Source organism: Pedobacter sp. N36a (assembly GCF_014472395.1).
Taxonomy (GTDB): Bacteria; Bacteroidota; Bacteroidia; order Sphingobacteriales; family Sphingobacteriaceae; genus Pedobacter.
Genome location: NZ_JACSZW010000007.1, coordinates 21403 through 45712 on the forward strand (window position 1 = coordinate 21403; position 24310 = coordinate 45712).

A 24310-nucleotide genomic window follows, 5' to 3' on the forward strand; every position below is an offset into this window, starting at 1 on the left:
AAAGGGCGTCCATTTTCATGAACGCCCTTTCGGAATTATTTAAGAGAACTAACTATCGTGTACCACCGGCCCACCATACATTCTCAGTTTTTACATACTGACCATTGCCATAAGCATTCTTAACGTTATTGTTAGTAGTCACATCACTGCTACCATAAGTGAAACGTAATGGGAATTCAGAAGGTTTTGGATTAGTCAAAACAATAAAGTTATCCCCCATCGCTTTCAACCTGCGGTAATCATTATAAGATTCAATTGCTTCATCATCATAGAAAGCAAGGTATTTCTGAACCATGATCTCCTTTGTAGGATTCTGGTCAAATAAAGCTTTCACATGATTCGTATAATAAGCATCTGCAGCAGCTGAAGTCAAACCAACCTTAACAAAAGCAGCGCCAATACCAGCCTTTAAAGCTGTTTCAGCATTCCCACGATCACCTAATCTTGCATAAGCTTCTGCTTTCAAGAATTGAAGTTCATGGAAACTCAATAGGTTAACAGCAGCAGTAGCATCAAGTAATCCTGAAATGCCATAACGCTCCTGTACCTGACTTGGTGCACCATTTGGCGCAAATTCCAAAGGAATTGGATTTTTCTTAGGGTAAGCCTTGAAAAACACATTATCGCGCGGATCTGCTCTATCCACTAGTTTCTCATGTAAGCTCTGACTTGCACCGAAATAATCACGGTCGCTGTAGAAGCTATATAAAGGATTAACAGTAGAACCTCCATTAAATTTAAATGCAGCCTGCTCAGTTGCGGTAGCAAAAGATTTATTCGCATCGTCAATTACTTCCTGGTATTTAGCAGATCTGAAAGAAAGACGCATTTTATAACGTGCTTTTAATCCTTGAGCCATTTTAACCCATAGTTCGTTCTTTCCAGCATACAATAAATCCTGACCGCCCATTGAAGGGAAAACAGTTGTTTTTCCAAGATTTACAATTGCATCATCCAAAAATTTCATGATGTCTCCATAAATCACTTCTTGTTTATCCAGTTTCGGCTGGAAAATCACAGCTGGCTGAAGTGCTTCAGACCATGGAATATCTCCCATTAAATCCGTCTGAATCGCAAGGTTATAAGCAGACAAAATCTGGGCAACACCCAATGCCTGGTAATTTCCTGCTTCAGATCCTCCTGGAGAACATTTTTCAATCACCGCCTTTAGATTCAAAAGGTTGGTGTAAGTAGAGCTCCATGCATTATCGTAAGTGGAAGAAGAAAAAGGCTCTGCTATTCTGATCTCTGCGTTAAACATCTGGCCGTAAATACCAACCTGCTGCTCCATATAAATAGCGGAATAGAAGGCATAATCACTTCCTGTTACTTTAAATGCACTCGATATAATCGCATCAGTCAGCACAAAGCGCGCAGGTGCAGTAACCGGGTTATTTCTGTCCTCATTGATTCTGTCCATCACATCTTCTGAACAAGAGGAAAACACAACGGTCGTTAAGAATAACGCCAGTCCTGTCTTTTTTATATTTTCTAATATCATGATTTACTAATTATTAAAATGTAAGGTTTAAACCCATACCAAAAGTAGACGTTTGAGGAACCGAGAAACGCTCGAATGCTCCACCCATATTTGTATTACCTTGAGAAGACTCAGGATCGAAGTTTGGCAACTTAGACCAGATTAAGATGTTACGTGCAAAAGCAGAAACGCTTAAATTCATTTTATTGAACTTAGGAACTTTGTAGCTGAACACTAATTCTCTCATTTTCACAAAAGAAGCATCATAGATGAAAGCCTCATCAATGTTACCTAATACATTTGAATACAACATTTCGTAAGCATAAGAATCCGAAGCGCCACCTCTAACGATATCATTTACAGATCCATCTGCTTTAACACCTGGATAGATAAATGGTGTAGTACGATCTTCTGTATCTTTACCCATACCATAAGTATTCATCAGGCCATTGCTTCCAGAATAAATTGAACCACCATTTTTCCATTCAAAAGTAGTACTTACAGAGAAGCGTTTGTAACGGAAAGCTGCATTACCACCTAAAAGGAATTTAGGAGAAACACTACCAATCACACCTGGCTCACCTGCTAAAGGCATACCGTAGTCATCTGCATTTTTATCTTCCTGAACAAGAACGTTTCCATTTCCATCCCTTAAGAAGGTACCACCATAAATTACCGGGAATTTATCTCCTACACCAGCACGTACTTGTGGAGTAGTGAAACCACCTAAGAAAATGCTTTCTACACCAGGAGCTAACTCATCCACATAGTTGTCAATTTTCGTGAAATTGAAACCGATGTTAAAGTCCATATCTTCCTTTTTAACAGGATTGATATTTAATGAAATCTCATGTGCATTGGTATGGATTTTTCCACCATTCATAATGATCTGACTTGCACCAGATGAACCTCCAAGAGGAACAGGGAAAATCTGATTTTTTACATCCTGTCTAGAGAAAGTATAGTCAATAGTAAATAAGTTATTCAATACTCTTGCTTCAAAACCAACCTCTTTAGAGATGGTATTCTGAGGCTTAAGGTCTTTATTGTATAATGTTCCATCTGGTGTATAAGCTGTAGTTCCGTCAATAGGATAATTAACAGGATCATTACGCCAGAATCCACCACCATAACTAGGTGTACTGTAATAGTTCATCAAATATTTACCTGCCTGACCAACTTCTGCATAAGAAGCTCTTAACTTTAAGAAGTTAAGTACCTCACTCTGCTTCAATCCTTCCAACTCAGTAACAATAAAACCTAACGATGCTGAAGGGTATACGAATGAACGGTTACCTCTTGGCATACTAGAAACGATGTCATTTCTTCCTGTTAAATCTAAGTATAACATGCCTTTGTAAGCTAAGTTTACGCTAGAGAAGAAACCTACTGTTCTGTATCTGTTCTTAGATTCAGTTGCATTTCTAGTGGTCGTATTGTCGATATGTTTCCAGCCACCGAAGTTGAAGTTCAAACCTGTCTCATCATATCTCTTTAAATTCTGGTCATTAATCTCGTTACCCAATAAGGCAGTTAAGCTGAAATCATCAGAAAGTTTAACCGCATAATTAGCCGTTAACAAAGAGTTATAAGTCGCAACAGTAGCCCCATAATTATTGATCGAACCAGCCTTTCCGCCGTTTCCGTATCCAAAAATGTCCTGGTAGTTTGAAGCGTAAGAATCCACACCTAACTGATATTTAACGAAGAACTTTGAATCTCTTCCCCAGTTCACTACAGGGTTGAAGTTCACATAACCATTTCCAAAGAAACGGTTGGTACGCTCGTTAAATACGTTGTTTTCCATACCCCAATAAGGGTTATTGAAAGTTAATGAACGATAATTGATCTGTGTATATGGATCACTTGGAATATGACTTGGAATTCCTTTTAAATTATAATTCACCGGAGCAGGATAAACTGTTCCCAATAAGGCGTCATTTCCAGCAGAAGCTTTGTCAATATCCGACTGCACATAGTTTCCAGAGAAGCCTATTTTCCATGCTTTATTTAGATTAGTTTCCGCTGCAACTTTAGCATTATATCTCTCCATTGAAGTAGAAGAAATAATACCTGTTTGGCTGGAGTTACCTATACCAATGGAAAAGTTTCCAGTTTCAGTTGCCTGAGCTACATTTACCGAGTTGTTGAAGGTTCTTCCAATTTCGAAGAAATCTTTAACATTGTCGTATTTACCAGGAGTTGCCCATGGATCCAGACCTGCTTGCGCCAATTGCGGTACATAGTACTGACCTGGGTGTAAACCACCTACAGTATAGATATTGTCTTTACCCTGTGTGTTTCCACCATAAAAAGTACTATTTGGAAGATCCTCTACTTTTGGTCCCCATGACATAGATGTATTTGGAGCAAATTCGCCATCACTTCCTTGTGCGTAAGTATTCTGCAATTTTGGCTTGCGTGAAATTCTGTCTAATGCAAAACTAGAGTTAAAAGTAACCACTGGTTTTCCTTTAGCTAATCCTTTACCACTTTTAGTAGTGATCACAATTACACCATTTGAAGCACGAATACCATATAATGCCGAAGCTGCCTGACCTTTTAAAACACTCATGCTCTCGATGTCATTTGGATCTAAATCCACAGAACGATTCGCTATATCAGATCCTGTTACCCCATTTCCTGTAGAAAAATCTGCAGTAGAAGAAATCGGCATTCCATCAATCACGTACAAGGGACTGTTGTCACCAGTAAATGATCTCGCTCCACGTACCACAACGTTTGCAGAAGCACCCGGCATACCACTTGAAGGCTTGATCTCTACACCTGACAATTTACCTTGCAGCGATCCAACTAAACTTGGGTTAGATGCCTTTGTTAAATCTTCACTTTTTAAGGTTTGAACATTGTAAGCCAACGCTTTTTTCTCGCGTGAAATACCCATTCCCGTAACCACAACCTCAGAAAGTAATTTTGAATCAGCTACTAAAGAAACATTAATAACATTAGACGCTAATGAACGTAATTGCGTTAAATAACCTAAATAAGAGAACTCTAATTCTGTTGCGGATGAATTTACCTTTAAGGTATATTTACCATCTCCGCTTGTTTGTGTACCCCCTTGGGCACCCTTAATCCTAACTGTTACTCCTGGAAGTGGCAAGCCATCTCCTTTGTCAGTAACCGTCCCACTGATTGTCCTTTCTTGTGCTATCGCTGATCCCGCGATAAACATCAAAATGAACAAACTTTGTAAAAGTTTTTTCATAAAAATATTAAAATAAGGTTAGTTAATAGGGGCTGAATATAGACATAACATGCTATGCGAGCATCATAAAAAACCCTCAAATTAGGCTTAAATGACGGTTTTTTGACAAAAAACCCATTTAGTTTAAAAAAAATAGAAGTCAAAAAACAACATTTAATTTTGCAATATTGATTTTTGCGGAATTTTATTTTCTTAGTGATAGCTTAGAGATGCTAAATCCTTTTTTTAGAAGGAAAAATCAGTTTTTAATTAAAATTCAATTTTCATGTAACAAAAACATACAATTCTGATCTGAGAAACACAAAATTGCCAAATCGTCCACACATCTGAACGAATATGGGTATTGACAAATTGATAAAATTTAACATTGACCTCTAAAAAGAAAGAAATTGGGGCTATTGAGTAGAAAAAGCCTCATTTAATTCACTAAAAACAACGCGTTTAAGAACAGTTGCTTTCCATTCTCCCAAAAAGAGCGGAACAAAACATCGGTTCCAATATAGATTATAGCCCCTTTTCCCAAAGATTGAACCCCCAATGTCATTCCGGAGCTCAGTGTTTTTTTTACCGTATTTCCTGCAACTCCAGCCACATAACTATCCGGCTTAAGTAAGCCTACGTTCCAGCCTTTATTTAAAGGGGAATAAATATGATCGTCGGTTTTAAGTGCATAATAATAAGCCCCTAAACCGGTAGCCAGCGGATGGCTATGGTCTAGATGTACTTTAAATATAGCCCCTGGAATCGCATCAGAGAGGTCCAGCGTATTCCGATTTGCATACAGTGCTGGATTCACCAGTACTTCGTCTTCTTTAAAAACCTCTTTCTTTCTAACCTCAAAAAGTTTAGAGTCAGTGACACTTTGAACGGCATCCTCCAGCAGGATTAATCTACCTCCAATCTTGATCCAATCTTCTAATTTATCCATTATTTCCACTGGATAAGTCCCATCAGGAAGAACCAAAACGTTGATCTTGTTCAGATTAAGATTATCAATGTTTCTCAGAGCAATCAGGCTTACTGAATAATTTAATTCCTGTTCCATGAAATGCCAAAGCGCTCCAACGCTCTGTGAAGTGCTTTCAGGACCAGACACTATCGCTACTTTGGGTTTAATCAAGATCCTGTAGGCAGAAGAACCAAAGTCCTTTCCCCGATCTACAAAGCCACTTGCGGCAGGATAAAAGGACTGCTTCATCTTTCTCTCTATTGCAGCCATTTTTGCAGCCAGCCCAGGTATCAGTTTCTCATTTTCTGTCCGGTAAACTAGTAAAGAACCAATCTCAAATTTACGCCCAGTAACGGTAAATGGCTCCTCAGCAATCCGAACCTTGATGTTTTCATTCTGCAGGGCAATTAAGACCTGTGCATCGTTCATACTTCTCCAGGGAAAAATCCAGGCATAAGGTCTTTCAACCACCGGAAAGAGATCCGTTTTTTCTTCTGGCGTAGAGAAAAGCCCTTTAATGGCTTCCTGGGTAGCAAAAGCAGGCAAGCCATAGGCATAAGGCAATGCCCAGGCGGTAATGTCGTAAGTATTGGAATCGCTCACAACGGTTTGAGGCTCCATCAGCACGTTCGCCAATACAGCTCTGGGCTGGTTTAAATTGATCACCAGGTCATTCCGCTCCCCTTTAAACCGTTCGGTTTTTCTACTTTCATAACTATAACCCGTATATTCCTTATCCAGACCATAAGTAAACTGTATGTGGTTCTTTTTCAAAAGACCTGCCAATTTCTGCTGTCTATATTTATTTTGCGCCTTAATCACATAGCTTTTATGGACTCCTGGAGGAGTGGCCATCCCCTTTTCAAAATACTTCCCAAACTCCTCAACTAGCTGATCAGCATGTGCCGAAACCGTTTCCAATGTGGCCATCCCTGTAGTAAAATGATGCGCAATCCTATCTTTTAAGGTCAGCGTATCCCCATCAATGGTCGCCACAGCTAACCCTGCCCCAATTCCTCCTTGCTCATACGTCATTCCAATCGCACCATTATATAAAGGATAGGTATCCCCATAAGAAGGGTACAACAGGTCAAACTGCTCTTTTGTGAAATATTGCCAGCCATTCTGGTCAAAATATTTGGCATTACTCTTTCCTACAGTAATCTGAAAACTCCTTTGCCAAGGAGTAATGTCCTGATGAATCGGCTCTGCAGCAGGGGCGAAATAATAAGGCTCATTGTAGCTTTGCTCATGAAAATCAACATGAACTTCCGGCATCCAATCCTGATATAAATCCAGTCGCTGCTGAGTTTCTATTTGTGATTGCCAGGCCCAATCTCTGTTCAGATCGAAATAGTAATGATTAGATCGACCTCCAGGCCAGGGTTCAGTATGTTCTCTAGACATCGGGTCTGGATTGGGTTGTATGCCCACTGTTGAGGTAAAAAAACTCAAATAGCGTTCCCTCCCATCTGGATTGAGACAAGGATCAATGATCACCACCGTATTCTTTAACCAATTTTGAATGTTAATCGTCTTTGCCTCTGCCAATGTATACAGCATTTTCAGAGCGGTTTCCGTAGAACTCGCCTCATTGCCATGGACATTGTAACTCAACCATAAAATAGCAGGTTGTTTGCCTTTAGGAACTTGCTTATTGATCAAAGAAAGGCCTTCAGCATTACTTAAACTGAGATTTTGCTTCCTGATACTCTCCAGATTATCCATATTCTCCTTTGCAGAGACAATAGCCACTAATAGCTCCCGACCTTCATAAGTCTTTCCATATTTCTGGATTTTAATGTTCTTATTGACAGATCCCAAATATTTGAAGTACTCCAGCACTTTATAGTGAGGCGTAAATTTACTGCCCAAAGGATAGCCTAAGAAGTCTTCCGGCGACCTTAGCTGTGCTTCCGCAGGCCTTAGTCCGGTCAGCAACAACAAGAATGAGAGCAAATAATACTTCATAATCAGCAATTAAGACTCCAAAATACTAAAGAATATTTTTTGTTTCTCTTTCATAGTGTAATTTTACCATATCATTTAGATTTAAGCACATGTCAACTCCAAACTCCCTGTATCCATATTTTTTAAAATACCCTACGATATGCACCGATACAAGGAGCATTACTAAAGACTGTCTTTTCTTTGCCCTCAAAGGCGAAAATTTTGATGCCAACTCCTTTGCGGAACAGGCATTAGCCAATGGTGCTGCACATGCGATCATTGACAATCCCGCTTATTCGATTGATGAGCGCTGCATTATAGTGCCAGATGTATTAACCGCGCTGCAGGAATTGGCCAAATACCACCGCGAACAATTAAATATTCCTGTAATCGGTTTAACCGGCAGCAACGGAAAAACAACCACCAAAGAACTAATCAATGCCGTTCTTTCTGAGAAATACAAAACATTTGCCACTAAAGGCAACCTGAATAACCACATTGGTGTCCCGCTTTCCCTGCTTTCCTTAACCAGTGAAACAGAAATCGCAGTGATAGAGATGGGTGCAAATCACCAAAAAGAGATCGAATTTTTATGCGAACTCGCAAAACCAACACACGGCCTGATTACCAATGTTGGCATGGCCCATCTGGATGGCTTTGGAGGATTTGAAGGGGTCAAAAAAGGAAAAGCAGAGCTTTATACCTACCTAAAAAAACACGATGGAACAGCTTTCATCAACCGTGATAACCCATATCTATTAGAAATGACCGCTGTTGCTGAATTGACAAACACAGTCTATTATGGTAGGGAAGTCAACAATACCATTTCGGGTAAACTATTGAAAACCGATCCATTTCTGGACCTTTTCTGGACAGATCAGGTGAGAAGCCATCATGTACAGACTCAACTTACCGGAGCTTACAATTTTGAGAACATGCTTGCTGCGATATGTATCAGCCATTTCTTTGGCCTGACTGCCGCACAAATCAATGCTGGATTATCGGGATATCAACCTAAAAACAACCGTTCGCAATTGAGCAAAACGGATAAAAATACTGTGATCTGTGATTTTTACAATGCCAATCCAAGCAGTATGACCGCGGCTTTGGCCAATATCGAGGCCCTTTCTGCCGACAAAAAAGTAGTCATCATCGGAGATATGTTTGAACTGGGCGATGAGTCTGCTGTACAGCACCAGCTAATCATTTCTGAAGCCGAAAACACCAATATAGCGACCCTAATTTTCATTGGTAAATATTTTTATGAGCAGAAGGGCGATCACAGAGGTCATTTTTTCCATAATCCAGCCGAAGCTAAAGCCTTCCTGGAACAAGCTTCAATTGAAGATAGCCTGGTGTTACTGAAAGGTTCAAGAGGAATGGCTTTGGAACAATTACTTCCTTTTTTGTAAAAAAAATTTAAAAAAAAGCCTCCTTTTTTGGAGAGCATGTCTTTTCCTCAGTCAAGGCCCTAACAGGCTTTTACTAGGGGGCTGGCAGGGCCCCAAACCCTACGGGAACTTCATCAATCACGACTTAAACCGCTCGTCGTACTCAACAGTGTATAGACAGTTTCCCCTCCAGCTCACAGACAGTTCTGTGTCCTGAAAACTATGAACTTTTAATGGTAGATTTAATTATGATGACTAGAATTCATCATAAGAATTGAAACCATAAACCAATTATCATGGCAATCATGAAACACAATGCCTTGGGTATCCCCCATGGAAAAATCGGAAATTTAGTTTTCTATCGTTTAAACGACAAACTGATCTGCAAGAGAATCGGCAATCCTGGTCCGGCTACGCCATTACAGCTGGTGAACCGTCAAAAGATGACGGTCACGATGAAGCTGCTCAGTCCGATGCTCAAATACCTCGATCTGGGATTCGCAAAAGCGGTAAAAGGAACGGATAAAAACGCCCATAATCTGGCAACGGCGTACCATAAAAAACACGCTTTAAAAGGGGAATATCCCAATATAGAAGTGGATTATGAACAGGTGATCATCAGTCAGGGAACACTCGCTGTAATTCAAGGGGTACAGCTCAGCAAGGCAGCGACAGGACTGCATTTTACCTGGGATGCCAGTCAGCAAACTGAAAATGGAGAATACGATGATCTAGTCATGATCATGGTATGCTATACCGATACTCAAAAAGCAGATTCTCACCTAAATGCGGCAAAGAGAAGTGATGGTGTTCACTTTTTACAGATGCGCTCTGACGATCTTAAAAAACCAATGGCCATATATATGAGTCTCAGGAGTGCAGATGGAAGGCGTATTTCAGACAGCAGTTATCTGGGCGCTTTAAATGTCAGGCCTAAGGCTGAATAGCGGAAACCTTTATGCCCGCGTCACTGATCCCTTTTAATGGATTATCGCGCATATTTTGCTCTAATTCCAGCTCATATTTTCCCGGAGAAGGGAACTTATAATTGGTTAATAAAGGCAAAGTATAAGTGTAAAGGTTACCGGAACCGGAACCATTCCATTGGCCATCAGGCTGTGCTAAGCGGTATTCGAAACGTCTGGTTACTTTTTTATCTCCTTGTTTACGCAGATGCATCAGCACAAAGATGTTAGAATAACCATAATCAGCGGTATGACGAAGCTTAAAATAGATATTATAAGGCTTGCTGCTATCGGTAATATCGATTACTGCTTTTACCCTGTGGTCATAGCTCCAGTTTCTGGAGGGCATAGAAACATTGTTATCAATTACATTATGGGTATCACAGCCGCTCGAAAGAGTGGCCATGATACCCGTAATTAGCACTAAAACTGCTTTAAAATTATTCATTTGCAGGCTTATCCGTTGGTTTTTTTCTGCGGTTATTATTTCTGTTTCTATTGTTGCGACTCTTTGCAGGAGGCGTAGTCCCCTCAGTTGCGGGTACTCCATCCACTGCCGGACCTGATTCTCCAGCTACATTTGCTGCTGGTCTTGGTACTTTTGGCTGTGTATTTTGCCCTGTTGTTCCTAGGTTTTTTGCAGGTCCTTTATTTTGACCTTTCTGCTGTCCAGCGTTACCGCCTGGCTGCTGTGCTTTTGCTGGAGCGCCTGCTGCCGCCTGTGCATTTGGAGCGGATCCTTGTGCTTTAGGCTGTGCATTTGGGTTTCCTCCCTGTGCTTTGGGGTTTGCATTTCCAGCAGACCCCTGTCCTTTTGGCTGTGCATTTTGTCCGCCAGTTGCAGGTGCATTTTTATTCCCTTCCGGACGTGGTTTGGCAGGTTGTCCAGGCCTGTTTTGCTTCTCTGGTCTCGCCGCTTTATCGTTTCTGTTAGGGTTGTTATTTGTTTTTTGCTCCCCAGTACGAGGCGCATTATTTCTATTGTTGTTGTTGCGGTTGTTCTTATTTCTAGGCTTATCGTCCAGACGTGTTAAACTATCCTGTCCAACTACATTTTCATAATCAGGGATCTTCTCAATCACTGTGTTTGAAACCAGTTCTACTGCTTCTTCTTTCAGGTTATTCGGTTTCAGGCCTTTCTTATTCATGGCCATGATCTCTTTCACTCGATCCACTTTCAATGGAATCCAGTCTTCCATGTTAGGATAGCTGAACCACATCAATTTCTTAAAAATATCTGTTTTCTGGTGACGGGCAACGCCAACTTCTGTCTGCAGATTCTCAATACGGTCTGGGATATCTTTTAAAGCATCCAGGTACGTATCCAACTCGTAGTTTAAGCAGCATTTCAACTTTCCGCATTGTCCGGCAAGTTTCAAGGTATTTAACGACAGGTTCTGGTACCTTGCAGCGGCAGTAGATACTGTTTTAAAGTTCGTTAACCAGGTAGAACAGCACAATTCGCGACCGCATGAGCCAATTCCGCCCAATCTGCCGGCTTCTTGTCTCATTCCAATCTGGCGCATTTCGATCCTGATTCTAAACGTTTCCGCCATTTTCTTGATCAGCTCTCTGAAATCTACACGCCCTTCAGCAGTATAAAAGAAAGTAGCCTTGGTTTTATCACCCTGGTAATCTACATCACTGATTTTCATCGACAAACGTAAATCTAAAGCCAGCGTACGGGCTTTATGCATGGTTTCCCATTCTAGGCCCTTTGCCAATTTCCATTTCTCTACATCTGCTTCGGTTGCTTTCCTGTAAATCTTTCTGGTCACCTGATCGAGCGGGGTCTTACGACGTTTCATCTGCATGCGGACCAATTCTCCCGTTAGAGAAATATGTCCTATGTCGTAACCTCCTGTAGGGCCTTCTACGGCCACTAATTCACCAATTTCAAGGTAGATATTCTCAGTATTCAGGAAAAATTCTTTCCTCGCACCTTTAAATTTAACTTCTACAACTTGAAAAGGTATATAATTTGAGGGCATGTCTAAATTCGACAGCCAATCGTAAACTTCTAATTTCTGACAGCCGCCAGTAAGGCATGAGCCATTACTTTTGCAGCCCGAGGGGGCGCAACCGCCACCTGTAGAACAACTTCCACATCCCATAGTTAATTGTATATATATTGAGTCCCTTTCGGGAGCGTTTTAAACTTAATTATTTTTACCAATTGTAAAGATACATCTAAAAACAAGATTTTAGGGTTGGCGTTTCTTTCGATATGGTAATGAGCGCGTTCCAGTTCCTGAATAATGGCCTCCGCCATTGATAAATCCAATACCTTTTCGCTCAGCTTTTTTGCGGTATCTAATGTTCTTGCGGGCAGTTTCACCAGTACTTCGGCATCACTAAGCAGCAGGCTGCATTCCCTCAGAAAATTAATTCCATATTTTAAAAAATTCTTTTGATTTTCTCTTCCCCAACCGGCTGCCTGATCCACAAAAGCAGTCAGTTCCAACACACGGTTGCCATAACCCATCCTCAGCCAGTCGGCAAATTTATCGGCATTGCCATTTTGAGTATTGGCTAGTAACAGCTTCGCTTCAATCAGATTTCCATCCGCCAGAAAGCTATATTCTGTAGCCTGCTCTTCCGGCATACCGTGTTTTTCGGTCAGGTAGCTTTCAATTGTTTCATGTGATAACTTCGGGATCTTCACAATTTGCGTACGTGACAGCAAGGTTGATAAGATTTGCTCCTGGTTATTCGCCACCAGCAAAAATAAGGTATTTGCAGGTGGTTCTTCGATGATTTTCAGCAAAGAATTCCCTTCACGATCCAAGTATTCGGGCAGCCACATGATCAAAACCTTGGTCTCCCCTTCAAAAGCTTTATAACTCAGCTTTTTTATAATGTCATGACATTCGGCAATGTTGATGTTGGCCTGTTTATTCTCCGCATTTAATTTTGAACGCCAGATGTCCATGTCAAAATAAGGATCTTCAAGCAGCATACTGCGCCATTCGTCGATCACATCAACTGCAATTCTGGCATCCTTAGATGCGAAAAAAGGATAGGAAAAATGCAGGTCGGGGTGGATATATCGCTCGTACTTCCGACAAGAAGAACAGGCCCCACAGCTATCATTATCCTGCTTGTCCAGGCAATTGATGTATTGCGCATAAGCGATAGCCAAAGGTAAAGCACCACTCCCTTCAGTAGACAGAAATAACTGGGCATGGCTCACCCTGTTTTCGACAACGGTTTGTACCAACTGTGCCTTAATCTCTTCCTGTCCGATGATGTCTTTAAATTGCATTTGGTGCAAAATAACAAATTTTTAGATTATTGATTTGCATATTTGCATTTATGCCTAGAATTCTAGCTTTTGATTACGGAACTAAACGAATCGGAATTGCCGTTACAGACCCCTTGCAGATTATTGCAACTGGGCTGGACACCATACACCCGAAAGATATCATCGAATACCTAAAAAAATACATGCTCACAGAATCAGTGGAAGCCTTTGTCCTCGGAGATCCCATCCAAATGGACGGCACACCTTCAGAATCCAAGCAGCATGTAAAAGGTTTTGCGAAGATATTGAGGAGAACTTTCCCAGACATCCCACAATTCTGGATTGATGAGCGATTTACCTCTAAACTGGCGCATCAAACCATCATGCAGAGTGGCTTTAAAAAACAAGATCGGAGAGATAAAGATCGGGTGGATACCATTGCAGCAACCATCATCCTGCAATATTTTATGGAACAGCCCCGTTTATAGTGGAATTAGTAAACCTGGTTCATGAAAGGAGTAAACCAGATCCAATTAAAGAATAAGAATGCCGAATAATTAAATTATGAGCCTGATTAATGACGATATGCAGCAATTGCTGCTCAATTACTGCGAACCGGAATCAGCGTTACTAAAAAAAATAGACCGCGAAACCAACCTTAAAGTACTGATGCCAAGAATGATTTCCGGCCATTATCAAGGTCGCGTATTGAGTTTTTTAAGCAAAATGATCACTCCGCGAAGGATTTTAGAAATTGGTACGTTTACCGGATACGCCACAATTTGCCTGGCAGAGGGTTTAACCGAAGATGGGATCATCTATACGCTCGACAAAAATGAAGAGCTGGAAGAAATGGTCATCCGCAACCTTGCTGCTGCCCCAAATCCTTCAAAAATCATTTATATTTTGGGGGATGCTACGGAAACCATCAATGATCTGGAAGAGACTTTTGATCTGGTATTCATCGATGCAGATAAAAAAAACAACGGCACTTATTACGACCTGATTTTCGACCGTATACGCCCTGGAGGACTGATTATAGTAGATAATGTGCTTTGGAGTGGTAAGGTCTTAAAGCCTGCACAGGATAAAGAAACTAAAAATATAAGTACATTTAATGATAAAATAGCGGCCGACGACCGTGTAGAAAAACTGATCCTCCCCATTCGGGACGGACTTTTTATCATCAGAAAAAAATAAAATATGGTTAAAAAACTATGGTCACTTTTGCTCAGCATCACACTTTTTAGTGTTGCTGCGCAGGCCCAAAGTACAGAAGATTATATTACAGAACGCGTAGATCACGCCCAAGAGCTAATGCGCGAAAACGGAATCCCGGCCAGCATCATTATCGCTGTTGCCATTCACGAATCGGCCTCCGGACAAAGTAAAATTGCCCGATACATGAACAATCATTTCGGCATCAAAGGTCCAAATAACAATACGGAAATCCGTTCCGCTTACCGCGATTATGACTCCATAGAAGCCTCTTATGATCATTTTATTGAGTTTTTGAAAAGCAGAGCAACGTTCAGCCCTTTGTTTGAAAAATACAATCAATATGATTACCGGTCCTGGGCCAGGGGGATACAGCGCGGTGGTTATGCCCACAGCAGATCATGGTCATCCCAAATCGTTGGTCTCATCAAAAAATACGAGCTTTACCAGTATGATGAGCGACCGGAAGATTATGTAGAACCTGCAGTTGTACTGAGCAGTCATCCCAAGAAAAAACCGTCTACCACTACCGGAAGAAGATATACCGTGAAAATTGGGGATAATTTAAGTACGATCGCTAAGCGTTACCATACCAGTACTAAAGCAATTATGAAAAAGAACGGATTGAAGAGCATACGCCTGAAACCCGGACAAAAAATAAGAATCTAATGAACAATAATTTTCTAATGAAAAGTAGAGTAGTCTTGCTTGCCCTGATCCTCCCGCTATTCTTTGCCTGTAAAACCAAACAATACAGTCGCAATAACAAGCAAATTGAAAAAGCGGCCAATAAAGCAAATCCAAATATGCCTTCTTACACCACTTTAAACTACATTGAGTCGTTTAAAGCAGTAGCGATTGAAGAGATGAATGCTTTTGGAATCCCGGCAAGTATTACACTGGCACAAGGAATTATTGAATCCGGTAGCGGAAACAGCAGTCTGGCGAAGTTTGCCAACAACCATTTTGGGATTAAATGTACTTCTGAATGGAAAGGAAAGGCTTATTATAAAGATGACGATAAAAGTGACGATTGCTTTCGCGTGTATAAAGATGCCAGAGAATCTTATAAAGACCATTCACAGTTTCTCAAAAGAAAACGTTACAGTTTTCTTTTTGAGTTGGACAAAAACGACTATAAAAACTGGGCTTATGGCCTGAAGCAGGCAGGATACGCCACCAACCCGAAGTATCCAACCATGCTGATTAACATCATTGAAAAGTACCAATTGAATCAATATGATCAATCAGAAACAGAAAGAGAGAAGCTGAAAAGAGAAGACAAGGTGTTTTCAGAGATCAATGCGGGCATCACTCAGGAAAAGAAAAAATTTACGCCGGTAGCGGTCCCACCTTCTAAACAGGTGATCAAAACACCAGCTGACACCACTGGAACGGTACCCTCTGGACCAGGCTCTGTAGACCCTCCGGGCCCCGATAAAACCTATACCGTACAAAAAGGAGACACACTGTATAACCTTTCAAAAAGGTTCAATATTAGCATTGAAGACATTAAAAACTTGAATTCGCTATCAGAAGAAGGTATTAAAATCGGCCAGAAACTGATCCTGGTTAAATAAAAGGAATACAATAAAAGCAAAACTAATCCTGCTCAAATCAATGCAGGCTTAGTTAAATAATGTTAATCTTTAATTTGAAGCGCTAGATATCTCGTAATTTTGTAATCAATGAAGCGGTTAGGTCTATTCTTGTTACTATCTTTTCTAAGTTTTAAAATTTTTGCACAGCAGCCAGCGGTGCAGGGATTTGTGATAGACAAAGAATCTAAATTGCGATTGGCAAAGGTATATGTCTACAATTCCAGTAAGGATGAAGGTATTTACAACAATCCAAAAGGAGAATTTAGTATCAAAGCTTCGGTTGGGGACACATTATTTGCCGTATTGCAAGGCTATGCGCTGGATACCTTGGTTTATAAGGGCCAGAAAGCCGTCTATTTTCAATTGAAATCTTTAGGCATCAATTTAAGGGAGGTTGCTATTATTGGCGAGAAGTATAGCCCTCAGCAGCGCCATGAACTCACGTTAAAAGAGTATAAATATGCCCTGGATAAAGGCAAAGCTAAAGACCTACTCAATCTAGGCACAGGAGGTGCAGGACTAGGTATTGATGCAATCTACAACCTGCTGAGCCGTGATGGCAAAAATGCCAGACACCTGCAGCAGATCCTCGAAAAAGACTATAAAGAAGCAATTATTGACTATCGCTTTAAATCTGAATATGTCAAAAGAGTACTCCATATCGGTGATTATGAAGCTGCAGATTTTATGCAGCAATACCGTCCTACTTATCAGTTTGCATTGACGGCATCCGATTATGCCTTTATTGTGTTCCTGAAAAACAGCTATGCGAGTTATAAGCGAAATCCTGCTGCATTCCGGCTAAAGCCGCTCCCAAAATTAACGGTTGATGAATTTTGAGGTACTTCTTTTTGATATGGCCCCGGATGTCTGCCAATGCCATGGCCATTTTTCCCTTTATCATTTTACAGCATAAAGCTCAAAAAACCAATACCACCTTAATCAATCATGAGCGCATTCATCTGCAGCAGCAGCTGGAACTCCTGATCCTTCCCTTCTATATTTTATATGGCCTGAACTATTTATGGAACCTTTACCGCTTCAAAAACCACTACCTCGCCTATTTTAACATCTGTTTCGAACGCGAGGCCTATGCAAATGAATCAGATTTAGGCTATTTAAAAAAACGTAAGTGGTTTTCATGGTGGCCTTACCGTGCCGAAAAGCCATAAATCCCTCTGCATCTGCAATTAGTTTGCTATTAAACTTTTAATAAGCAACATTTTTGTTTTTCTTTGTAGGAATGAAGATTTTTTACGCCAGCTTCTTATTGATCTTAGTCGTGTCCCTCAATTCAGCATCTGCTCAGGAAGTAGACAGCATTCCAATTGATACTAAAGGTTTAGACATTAAACTTAAACGCAGTCCCCTGCCTTCCAGAACGGGGAACCTTAATTTTAAACCAGTACAATTTACACCTGTTGTAGTGGGTGCAAAAGTAAATTACTGGAAAACCAGAACTGCTGTAGGCATCAATTTCAACCAGGCAGTCTTTTCAAATAACTGGACAGGTGGTGGTGTGAATTCTATTGGTATCATGGGAACGATCAACTATAAAGCAGAGTACAGTAAAGAAAACTATAGTTATGTGAGTGAGCTGATCCTGGAATATGGAAAAGTGAAAAATAAAGGGCAACTGGAGAAAAAGACGAGAGATCGGATTTTCTGGGACAACAAGGCCGCAATTCAACTTTCCAAAAATTGGTATTTCTTCGGTTCCCTGACTTTTGAATCACAATTCGACCGTGGTTTTAAATATGCGACGAATAGTGCTGGTAAAGAGGAGGAAACCCTGATTTCCAGATTTATGGCGCCTGGAACATTGACAGAATCAATGGGTTTTGAGTATAAGCCTAATAAATATTTCTCTACCAGAATTGGTACAGGTACCGCCCGCCAAACTTTTGTGTTGGACACTAATATTTATAAAAACAACAATTCAAACTATGGGGTGGAAAGGGGTAAGACCTTCAAAAATGACCTCGCTTTCCAGGTAGTATCGAATTTTGAGAAAGAAGTCTTCACCAATTTCTTCGTAAAATCAAGGTATTCGATGTTTATTCCATACGACAAGTCATTGAAATACATTGATCACCGTCTGGATTTAGAGCTAAGATCCAAGTTAAACAGATTGATGGAGGTAAAAGTAACCTGTGTAGGGCTCTACGACAGGGATAATGACAAGCACATTCAAGCCAGTCAGATACTTGGTCTTGGCGTGATGTTTGTTTTCCCGAGGTAATACTTTATAAATATTCCCATTTCATTCGGCCAAAATTAATAACTTTGGCTTTCACAAAAAATTGAACACTAAGCATTAAAGAAAATGTTTGAAAATTTACAGGATAAACTAGACCGTGCATTTAAAGTTTTAAAAGGACAAGGCAGTATTACAGAAATCAACGTGGCCGAAACCATGAAAGAAATCCGTAAGGCTTTGTTGGATGCCGACGTAAATTACAAAACAGCCAAGAGCTTCACAGATGATGTGAAAGAAAAAGCACTTGGTTTAAATGTACTTACTGCTGTTTCTCCAGGTCAATTGCTGACCAAGGTAATGAACGATGAGCTGACTGCCTTAATGGGTGGTGAAGTGACAGAGTTAGATCTAAAAACCAATCCAACCATCATATTGATCGCCGGACTGAATGGTGCAGGTAAAACGACCTTCACTGGAAAACTGGCCAACTACCTGAAAAGTAAAGGCAAGAAACCTTTATTGGTTGCCGGTGATATGTATCGTCCTGCGGCGGTAGACCAGCTTCAGATTCTTGGCGAGCAGATTGGCGTACCAGTATATGCGAACCTTGGGTCGAAAGATCCGGTAGCCATCGCTATGGAAGGTATTGCGGAAGGTAAAAAGAACCACAACAATGTAATTATTATTGATACGGCAGGTCGTTTAGCAATAGACGAGGAGATGATGAATGAGATCGCTGCCGTAAAAGAACATACAAAACCTCACGAAATTCTATTCGTGGTAGATGCCATGACCGGTCAGGATGCCGTGAATACTGCCAAAGTCTTTAATGACAGGTTAGACTTTACAGGTGTGGTATTGACCAAATTAGATGGTGATACCCGTGGTGGTGCGGCGTTATCGATTAAATCGGTAGTGAACAAACCGATTAAATTTATTGGTACAGGAGAGAAAATGGAAGCCCTGGATGTATTTTATCCAGAAAGGATGGCTTCACGTATCCTGGGTATGGGTGACGTGGTTTCCCTTGTTGAGCGTGCACAGCAGCAGTTTGATGAGAAAGAAGCTGCAGAACTTCAAAAGAAAATCCGCAAAAACAAGTTCGATTTCAACGATTTCTATAGCCAGATTCAGCAGATCAAGAAAATGGGTAACATGAAAGACTTGATGGGCATGATTCCAGGGGTGAGCAAAATGATGAAGAATGTGGAGATCGAAGATGATGCTTTTAAAAATGTGGAAGCCATTATTCAATCGATGACCAAGTACGAGCGTGAAAATCCGGACAGCATTCAACAGAGCAGACGCGCAAGGATTGCTAAAGGTTCTGGAAACAAAATTGAAGACGTGACGAAACTGATCAAACAGTTTGAAGATATGCGTAAAGTAATGAAGCAGTTCTCTAATCCTGCAGCAGCAGCGAAAATGATGAAGAACATGCCTAAAATGCCAATGGGCAGAATGTAGGTTCAGCGCTTCAAAAAGAATAATTTTTGATAATTTTAGAAAACCCGGTCCTTTAAGACCGGGTTTTCTATTTGCAGTTTATTTAGGTTTTATTTGCCTGAATCTAACCACTGTATCGTTGATTCGCATAGATTAGACCAGAACCCGATCTGTTAACTATGCTGGTAAAAACCTATGGAAGCGCTGTTTTTGGCGTCGATGCACTGACCATTACAATTGAAGTCTGCATTGGCGGCGGCAATAAATACCATATTGTAGGCCTGCCGGATAATACGATCCGGGAAAGCCTGAGAAGGATAGAAAGTGCTATCCAATCTGCAGGATTAAAAATGCCCAGACAGAAGATTGTGATCAATCTGGCTCCGGCAGGAATCCGGAAAGAAGGTTCTGCTTATGACCTTCCTATTGCCATCGCGATTCTCGCCGCTTCAGGGCAAATAGAAGCGCTCCATGCCGATCAATACTTCATCATGGGAGAACTCTCCTTAGATGGTGGATTACAGCCAATAAGAGGCGCATTGCCAATTGCCATACAAGCGCAGGCAGCTGGATTCAAAGGTTTCATTCTTCCCAAAGGCAATTCCAGAGAAGCGGCCATCGTCAGCGAGTTATTAGTTTATGGGATGGATACTTTGTTGGAAGTAGTTTCCTTTTTTAAACTTCCATTGGCAGAGCGGCCACCGCATACCCTGTTGCCGGCAAAAGAGACCTTTCCTGTGTCGGCTGATTTTGACTGTGATTTCTCCGATGTCAAAGGCCAGGAGAACATCAAGCGGGCCTTAGAAATTGCGGCTGCCGGCGGTCATAACCTCATTTTAATTGGCCCTCCGGGTGCCGGAAAAACGATGTTGGCAAAGCGATTACCCAGTATCTTACCTCCATTGAGTATTCCAGAGGCGCTGGAAACGACTAAAATCCATTCTGTTGCCGGAAAGCTAAATGGCCTGGATGCTTTATTGAGCAGCCGTCCATACCGTTGTCCACACCACACCATTTCTGATGTGGCATTGGTAGGTGGAGGTGCAAACCCGCAGCCCGGAGAAATTTCCCTGGCTCATAACGGTGTACTGTTCCTCGATGAACTCCCTGAATTTAAAAGAAGTGTACTGGAAGTGATGCGGCAACCTTTAGAAGACCGCAACATCACCATTTCCCGGGCAAAATTAAGTGTAAGCTACCCGGCTAGTTTCATGCTGATTGCTTCTATGAATCCCTGTCCGTGTGGATTCTATAACCATCCGACCAAAGAATGTAGCTGTGCTGCAGGTATGGTGCAAAAATACCTGAGTAAGATTTCCGGACCGCTGCTGGATCGGATAGACCTTCATGTGGAAGTTACACCCGTAAATTTTAAAGAGTTAACATCTGCCGCAGCTGCCGAAAAAAGCGAACTGATCAAGGCAAGAGTGATTGCCGCGAGAGTGATTCAAGGCGTTCGCTTCCAGGAAAGACCTGATATGCACTGCAATGCGCAGATGAATGCGAACATGGTACGTCAGGTTTGTCAGATCAATGCGAAAGGACAGGCACTCATTAAAAAAGCAATGGAAAGGCTGGGTTTATCGGCCAGGGCTTATGACCGGATTCTGAAAGTCGCAAGGACCATTGCAGATCTTGCCGGAACGGATGACATCAGATCGGAACATCTAGCAGAGGCCATCAATTACCGGAGCCTGGACCGGGAAAGCTGGACGCCATAGGAAAAAATTAATTTTAATAAACAAGAAAGGCGCAAGCCATAAGTTACGCCTTTCTTGTTTTATTAATTAAGCTTCGTCGTCCTCGTATTGATCTTCAGCCTCTTCGTCTTCTATTTCCGGCACATACGCCATAATTTCTTTACCAATATTATTGATCTCTTCGTCGATCTCAAATAAAGGAAGCGCTGTTTCTTCATCCAGTTTCAACCATTGAAGGTCTGTATCTTTTTGAATGTGGGCATATTCTTTACCTTCCTTAAAAATTACATAAGTATCATTTCCTTCTGGAAAGACCGCGTAACTCACATCCCCTATTTCAATATCAAAAGGCTCTTGCATAACGTTTTATTTCTAATTTATTAATCTGATCATCGCGACTAGCGTAAGGTGGAGTAGTTATAAAATTGCAGCCTTCCTGTGCCCGTCACTTCTATTGTTTTTGTTTCTTCTGTGCCATTCGACGCTTTTAAATTCAGCGTAATGGTATTTTTTCCTTTTTGTAAAGGGATTCGCGTATAGCTAATGCTGGCGGGCAAAGACTGCCAGTTTCTGGTATCTGATTTCTCTGACAGCAAACTATACAATTGAACGCCAAACCCTAATCCTTCCAGTAGAGAATTATCATTTCCATTCTTTCCAGTTCCTTTTGAACTTTCCCTCAACACATATTCCGCGCTTTTCTTCACTGCAAGGCGACTCAAAGTTTTACCCATTTCTTTCAGGAAACGCTGTTGCAGGGTTTTATAGGCCAGCTCATTGATATCTTCTGCTTTTTCAAAGCCGACCGTTGTTTTTCCATCCGTCAAAGTCGCACTGCTATAAAATGGCGGTCTGCTCACATATTTAGGAAAAGTAGCCCTTAAACTCTGGACAGAATTCACGTTAAAATTACTGCCGTAACCATTGCTAAAAGGAATAATAATCGTTCCGCCCACATTGGTGAAGAAAAGACTGCCATCTTCCCCTTTTACCAAAGAAAAGAAAAACTCTTCCTGCTGCTTAACCGGTGCCAGTCCATTTTCCCAGAAGAATACCAATTCGCCACCTTCCGGTGCTTTCTCTGCCGTGTAATTGAGCTTGAACAGCGCTTCAAAACGCTGTAATTCGGCAGTAAAGCCCATTGCAGCAGCCGTTCTTAAAAGATCCTTTTTCAGTTCTCCTGGCATTGACGTGCCGTAATAGGTTTGATCTTTGCTGTTCAGGTAAACTTCCGCAGCATTACGATAAGCAATAAAAGCATTGTTCATATCACGATCATATTCATAGATCAAGCCTTGCAGCATTAGAGAGAAAGCATCTTTCGAATAGCGATTGTCCTTATTATTGAACTTATCACCCTGTTCCTGAGACTGCAACCCAATACGTCTGGCTTCCACAATGGCATCTTCTGGCTTACCGAGATACACATAATTTAAAGCCTTATAGTAGTGGATCATGAACTTCTCAAAGTCTTCTCCTTTATACACCTGATTCATTGGGTTTACTAAAGTCCCAACTACTGCATCCATAGCACCGCCTAATCCGTTTTCTAACCGCTCATCGGCCTCATTAAAATAGCGGTTGCTATTTTCATAATCTCCCAGCAGATGTGCCGTTTTCCCTTTTTCCATCAGGAATAGCAGCTTGTTACGAGGTTTTTGCAGGAGCTTATTCTTTTCCAGCTCCTTCATTGCCTCTGTATAATTACCACTAGCCATCTGCTTATAATATGGCGTAATCATATCATTATAGCTGGAACAGCTAAAAAGAAAGAGCATCAATCCCATAAAAATTGATGCTCTAAAAGTATGCTTAGTGAGATTACCCATGTTAGATTTAGCCTGTTAAGCCAGACTAATTTTTAACGTATTTCGTGATTTTCTTATCGCCAATCCAAACCACTTCATTAGTTTGAATATCAGTCAGTTCCAGGTTTACCTGGTAGTAAACTACTTTTTGTCTTTTATGAGAGTCTACAATAGAATTGATCGATCCCTGAAGGATGTAATCTGCACCGTTTTCCAATCCGAATTTCTTCATCGTAGATACAGAAGCATTGTCCTGCTGATCTGCTTTCTCTGCACGCAGTTCTTCTCTCTTTTTACCACCTTGAACCAGTCTCACGCGGCCGCTTTGGATAAAAGCCTGCTCTACATCTTTCACGAAAGTTTCCGCATCAATGTGTTCATGGCTTTTATTGGTCACCACACCCACAATTACCGTTGGTTTTTTGCCCGCTTTCGCTTCTAAATATTCCGGTAACCATTTGCTTCCCAAAATGCTCTGTGTCATTTCCTGGGCCACTAATCTTGAATCTGTATTGTTCCAATTACCGCTGATATCGATCGTTTGATCAGGATTTACACGTGTAACTTGTCTGGAGCAAGAACTGATCATGATTCCAGAAGCTGCAATAGCCACTAAGGTTATTATCTTTTTGAACTGCATATATTTAAAAAATAAAATTTTCTGTTGTTGTCTGTTTACCAGCGTCCCCAATGTCTGTTGTAGCCAATATTAAAACCTCCATAACGACCAAAATGTCCAAATCCCAAGCCTAAAGAATAGCCGAAATTAGGATAATAATTAAAGGAAGGGTAAAAATAACCGTTGTTATAATCGTAAGGGCTGTACCAGCTGCTGTTGTTTCTTTCTCTGCGCTGCTGACGGCGTTCTTCCCTGGCGGTGTACCAATCGTAAGCTTTATAGGTACTTTGAACAGTGCTGCCTTGTGTCAGATTTAAAGAATCAGCCATTCCCATGTATTTAGCGCGGCTTTCCTGATATCTTGGATTTTGATCTTTAAAAAGTGGAGGCGTTTGTGCAAAACCCATTGAAGCATAAACAAAACTGATCATGCAACCTAAGATAAATATCAAATTTCGTTTCATCTTTTTATGTTTTTATCTGACTCTAAAAATAGGACAACATTTATGC

General features: G+C 41.1%; 21 protein-coding genes. 11 read left to right on the top strand and 10 right to left on the bottom strand.

The features are described 5' to 3' along the window. Positions 1–52: 52 nt before the first annotated feature. The 3 genes from H9X96_RS14800 to H9X96_RS14810 form a co-directional block, all read right to left on the bottom strand. Complete coding sequence (locus H9X96_RS14800) at positions 53–1501, bottom strand: SusD/RagB family nutrient-binding outer membrane lipoprotein (protein WP_187667043.1); 1449 nt, start codon at positions 1499–1501, stop codon at positions 53–55. Positions 1502–1514: 13 nt separating this feature from the next. Further along, complete coding sequence (locus H9X96_RS14805) at positions 1515–4709, bottom strand: SusC/RagA family TonB-linked outer membrane protein (protein WP_187667044.1); 3195 nt, start codon at positions 4707–4709, stop codon at positions 1515–1517. 418 nt (positions 4710–5127) lie between these two features. Then, positions 5128–7629, bottom strand: coding sequence for a M14 family metallopeptidase (locus H9X96_RS14810; protein WP_187667045.1), 2502 nt, complete (start codon positions 7627–7629; stop codon positions 5128–5130). Positions 7630–7718: 89 nt separating this feature from the next. On the opposite strand from H9X96_RS14810, the gene murF reads away from it, so the two are divergent. Both murF and H9X96_RS14820 read left to right on the top strand, forming a co-directional pair. After that, complete coding sequence (murF, locus tag H9X96_RS14815) at positions 7719–9020, top strand: UDP-N-acetylmuramoyl-tripeptide--D-alanyl-D-alanine ligase (RefSeq protein ID WP_187667046.1); 1302 nt, start codon at positions 7719–7721, stop codon at positions 9018–9020. 275 nt (positions 9021–9295) lie between these two features. After that, positions 9296–9946: a DUF6266 family protein gene (locus H9X96_RS14820; RefSeq protein WP_187667047.1), complete on the top strand. Its 651-nt coding sequence runs from the start codon at positions 9296–9298 to the stop codon at positions 9944–9946. Here H9X96_RS14820 and H9X96_RS14825 read toward each other — a convergent pair. From H9X96_RS14825 to H9X96_RS14835, 3 genes are read right to left on the bottom strand one after another with little or no spacing between them, the layout of a single operon-like run. Continuing rightward, positions 9933–10412, bottom strand: a complete 480-nt coding sequence (locus tag H9X96_RS14825; RefSeq protein ID WP_187667048.1) for a gliding motility lipoprotein GldH — start codon at positions 10410–10412, stop codon at positions 9933–9935. The genes H9X96_RS14820 and H9X96_RS14825 overlap by 14 nt on opposite strands. Then, positions 10405–12078, bottom strand: coding sequence for a regulatory iron-sulfur-containing complex subunit RicT (gene ricT, locus H9X96_RS14830; protein WP_370576746.1), 1674 nt, complete (start codon positions 12076–12078; stop codon positions 10405–10407). Before ricT ends, H9X96_RS14825 begins: the two co-directional genes overlap by 8 nt. 2 nt (positions 12079–12080) lie before the next feature. Further along, a complete protein-coding gene (locus H9X96_RS14835; RefSeq protein WP_187667049.1) occupies positions 12081–13229 on the bottom strand; it encodes a DNA polymerase III subunit delta' in 1149 nt (382 codons plus the stop codon). A 50-nt stretch (positions 13230–13279) separates the two neighbouring features. Here H9X96_RS14835 and ruvX point away from each other — a divergent pair, with 50 nt between their 5' ends. From ruvX to H9X96_RS14880, 9 genes are all read left to right on the top strand, one after another. Beyond that, positions 13280–13696, top strand: coding sequence for a Holliday junction resolvase RuvX (ruvX, locus tag H9X96_RS14840; protein WP_187667050.1), 417 nt, complete (start codon positions 13280–13282; stop codon positions 13694–13696). 76 nt (positions 13697–13772) lie between these two features. After that, complete coding sequence (locus H9X96_RS14845) at positions 13773–14408, top strand: O-methyltransferase (RefSeq protein WP_187667051.1); 636 nt, start codon at positions 13773–13775, stop codon at positions 14406–14408. A 3-nt stretch (positions 14409–14411) separates the two neighbouring features. Next, on the top strand, positions 14412–15095 hold the full coding sequence (locus H9X96_RS14850; RefSeq protein ID WP_187667052.1) for a glucosaminidase domain-containing protein: 684 nt from the start codon (positions 14412–14414) through the stop codon (positions 15093–15095). Then, a complete protein-coding gene (locus H9X96_RS14855) occupies positions 15095–16006 on the top strand; it encodes a glucosaminidase domain-containing protein (protein WP_255431132.1) in 912 nt (303 codons plus the stop codon). Before H9X96_RS14850 ends, H9X96_RS14855 begins: the two co-directional genes overlap by 1 nt. Positions 16007–16114: 108 nt before the next feature. Then, the gene (locus H9X96_RS14860) at positions 16115–16867 is read left to right on the top strand and encodes a hypothetical protein (RefSeq protein ID WP_187667053.1); all 753 of its coding nucleotides are present in this window, start codon (positions 16115–16117) and stop codon (positions 16865–16867) included. A 26-nt stretch (positions 16868–16893) separates the two neighbouring features. Next, a complete protein-coding gene (locus H9X96_RS14865; protein WP_187667054.1) occupies positions 16894–17199 on the top strand; it encodes a hypothetical protein in 306 nt (101 codons plus the stop codon). Positions 17200–17270: 71 nt separating this feature from the next. Then, a complete protein-coding gene (locus H9X96_RS14870) occupies positions 17271–18269 on the top strand; it encodes a DUF3078 domain-containing protein (protein ID WP_187667055.1) in 999 nt (332 codons plus the stop codon). Positions 18270–18353: 84 nt separating this feature from the next. Next, a complete protein-coding gene (ffh, locus tag H9X96_RS14875; RefSeq protein WP_187667056.1) occupies positions 18354–19694 on the top strand; it encodes a signal recognition particle protein in 1341 nt (446 codons plus the stop codon). 158 nt (positions 19695–19852) lie between these two features. Next, on the top strand, positions 19853–21394 hold the full coding sequence (locus H9X96_RS14880) for a YifB family Mg chelatase-like AAA ATPase (RefSeq protein WP_187667057.1): 1542 nt from the start codon (positions 19853–19855) through the stop codon (positions 21392–21394). Between the two features lie 66 nt (positions 21395–21460). On the opposite strand, the gene H9X96_RS14885 is transcribed toward H9X96_RS14880, so the two are convergent. The 4 genes from H9X96_RS14885 to H9X96_RS14900 are packed head-to-tail and all read right to left on the bottom strand — an operon-like array spanning position 21461 to position 24264. Further along, complete coding sequence (locus H9X96_RS14885) at positions 21461–21733, bottom strand: hypothetical protein (protein ID WP_187667058.1); 273 nt, start codon at positions 21731–21733, stop codon at positions 21461–21463. 38 nt (positions 21734–21771) lie between these two features. Beyond that, positions 21772–23202, bottom strand: a complete 1431-nt coding sequence (locus H9X96_RS14890; protein WP_187667059.1) for a COG3014 family protein — start codon at positions 23200–23202, stop codon at positions 21772–21774. Between the two features lie 25 nt (positions 23203–23227). Beyond that, a complete protein-coding gene (locus H9X96_RS14895) occupies positions 23228–23821 on the bottom strand; it encodes a penicillin-binding protein activator LpoB (protein ID WP_187667060.1) in 594 nt (197 codons plus the stop codon). Positions 23822–23856: 35 nt separating this feature from the next. After that, complete coding sequence (locus H9X96_RS14900) at positions 23857–24264, bottom strand: hypothetical protein (RefSeq protein ID WP_187667061.1); 408 nt, start codon at positions 24262–24264, stop codon at positions 23857–23859. Positions 24265–24310: the final 46 nt, after the last annotated feature.

Bases quoted from the DNA above. Each gene is read 5' to 3' on its own strand.
- H9X96_RS14870 (WP_187667055.1), top strand. From the start codon at position 17,271: ATGAAGATTTTTTACGCCAGCTTCTTATTGATCTTAGTCGTGTCCCTC.
- H9X96_RS14850 (WP_187667052.1), top strand. From the start codon at position 14,412: ATGGTTAAAAAACTATGGTCACTTTTGCTCAGCATCACACTTTTTAGT.
- H9X96_RS14865 (WP_187667054.1), top strand. From the start codon at position 16,894: ATGTCTGCCAATGCCATGGCCATTTTTCCCTTTATCATTTTACAGCAT.
- H9X96_RS14860 (WP_187667053.1), top strand. From the start codon at position 16,115: ATGAAGCGGTTAGGTCTATTCTTGTTACTATCTTTTCTAAGTTTTAAA.
- H9X96_RS14895 (WP_187667060.1), bottom strand. From the start codon at position 23,821: ATGCAGTTCAAAAAGATAATAACCTTAGTGGCTATTGCAGCTTCTGGA.
- H9X96_RS14880 (WP_187667057.1), top strand. From the start codon at position 19,853: ATGCTGGTAAAAACCTATGGAAGCGCTGTTTTTGGCGTCGATGCACTG.
- H9X96_RS14800 (WP_187667043.1), bottom strand. From the start codon at position 1,501: ATGATATTAGAAAATATAAAAAAGACAGGACTGGCGTTATTCTTAACG.
- H9X96_RS14855 (WP_255431132.1), top strand. From the start codon at position 15,095: ATGAACAATAATTTTCTAATGAAAAGTAGAGTAGTCTTGCTTGCCCTG.
- H9X96_RS14820 (WP_187667047.1), top strand. From the start codon at position 9,296: ATGGCAATCATGAAACACAATGCCTTGGGTATCCCCCATGGAAAAATC.
- H9X96_RS14810 (WP_187667045.1), bottom strand. From the start codon at position 7,629: ATGAAGTATTATTTGCTCTCATTCTTGTTGTTGCTGACCGGACTAAGG.
- H9X96_RS14835 (WP_187667049.1), bottom strand. From the start codon at position 13,229: ATGCAATTTAAAGACATCATCGGACAGGAAGAGATTAAGGCACAGTTG.
- ruvX (WP_187667050.1), top strand. From the start codon at position 13,280: ATGCCTAGAATTCTAGCTTTTGATTACGGAACTAAACGAATCGGAATT.
- H9X96_RS14890 (WP_187667059.1), bottom strand. From the start codon at position 23,202: ATGGGTAATCTCACTAAGCATACTTTTAGAGCATCAATTTTTATGGGA.
- murF (WP_187667046.1), top strand. From the start codon at position 7,719: ATGTCAACTCCAAACTCCCTGTATCCATATTTTTTAAAATACCCTACG.
- ffh (WP_187667056.1), top strand. From the start codon at position 18,354: ATGTTTGAAAATTTACAGGATAAACTAGACCGTGCATTTAAAGTTTTA.
- H9X96_RS14845 (WP_187667051.1), top strand. From the start codon at position 13,773: ATGAGCCTGATTAATGACGATATGCAGCAATTGCTGCTCAATTACTGC.
- ricT (WP_370576746.1), bottom strand. From the start codon at position 12,078: ATGGGATGTGGAAGTTGTTCTACAGGTGGCGGTTGCGCCCCCTCGGGC.
- H9X96_RS14885 (WP_187667058.1), bottom strand. From the start codon at position 21,733: ATGCAAGAGCCTTTTGATATTGAAATAGGGGATGTGAGTTACGCGGTC.
- H9X96_RS14900 (WP_187667061.1), bottom strand. From the start codon at position 24,264: ATGAAACGAAATTTGATATTTATCTTAGGTTGCATGATCAGTTTTGTT.
- H9X96_RS14805 (WP_187667044.1), bottom strand. From the start codon at position 4,709: ATGAAAAAACTTTTACAAAGTTTGTTCATTTTGATGTTTATCGCGGGA.
- H9X96_RS14825 (WP_187667048.1), bottom strand. From the start codon at position 10,412: ATGAATAATTTTAAAGCAGTTTTAGTGCTAATTACGGGTATCATGGCC.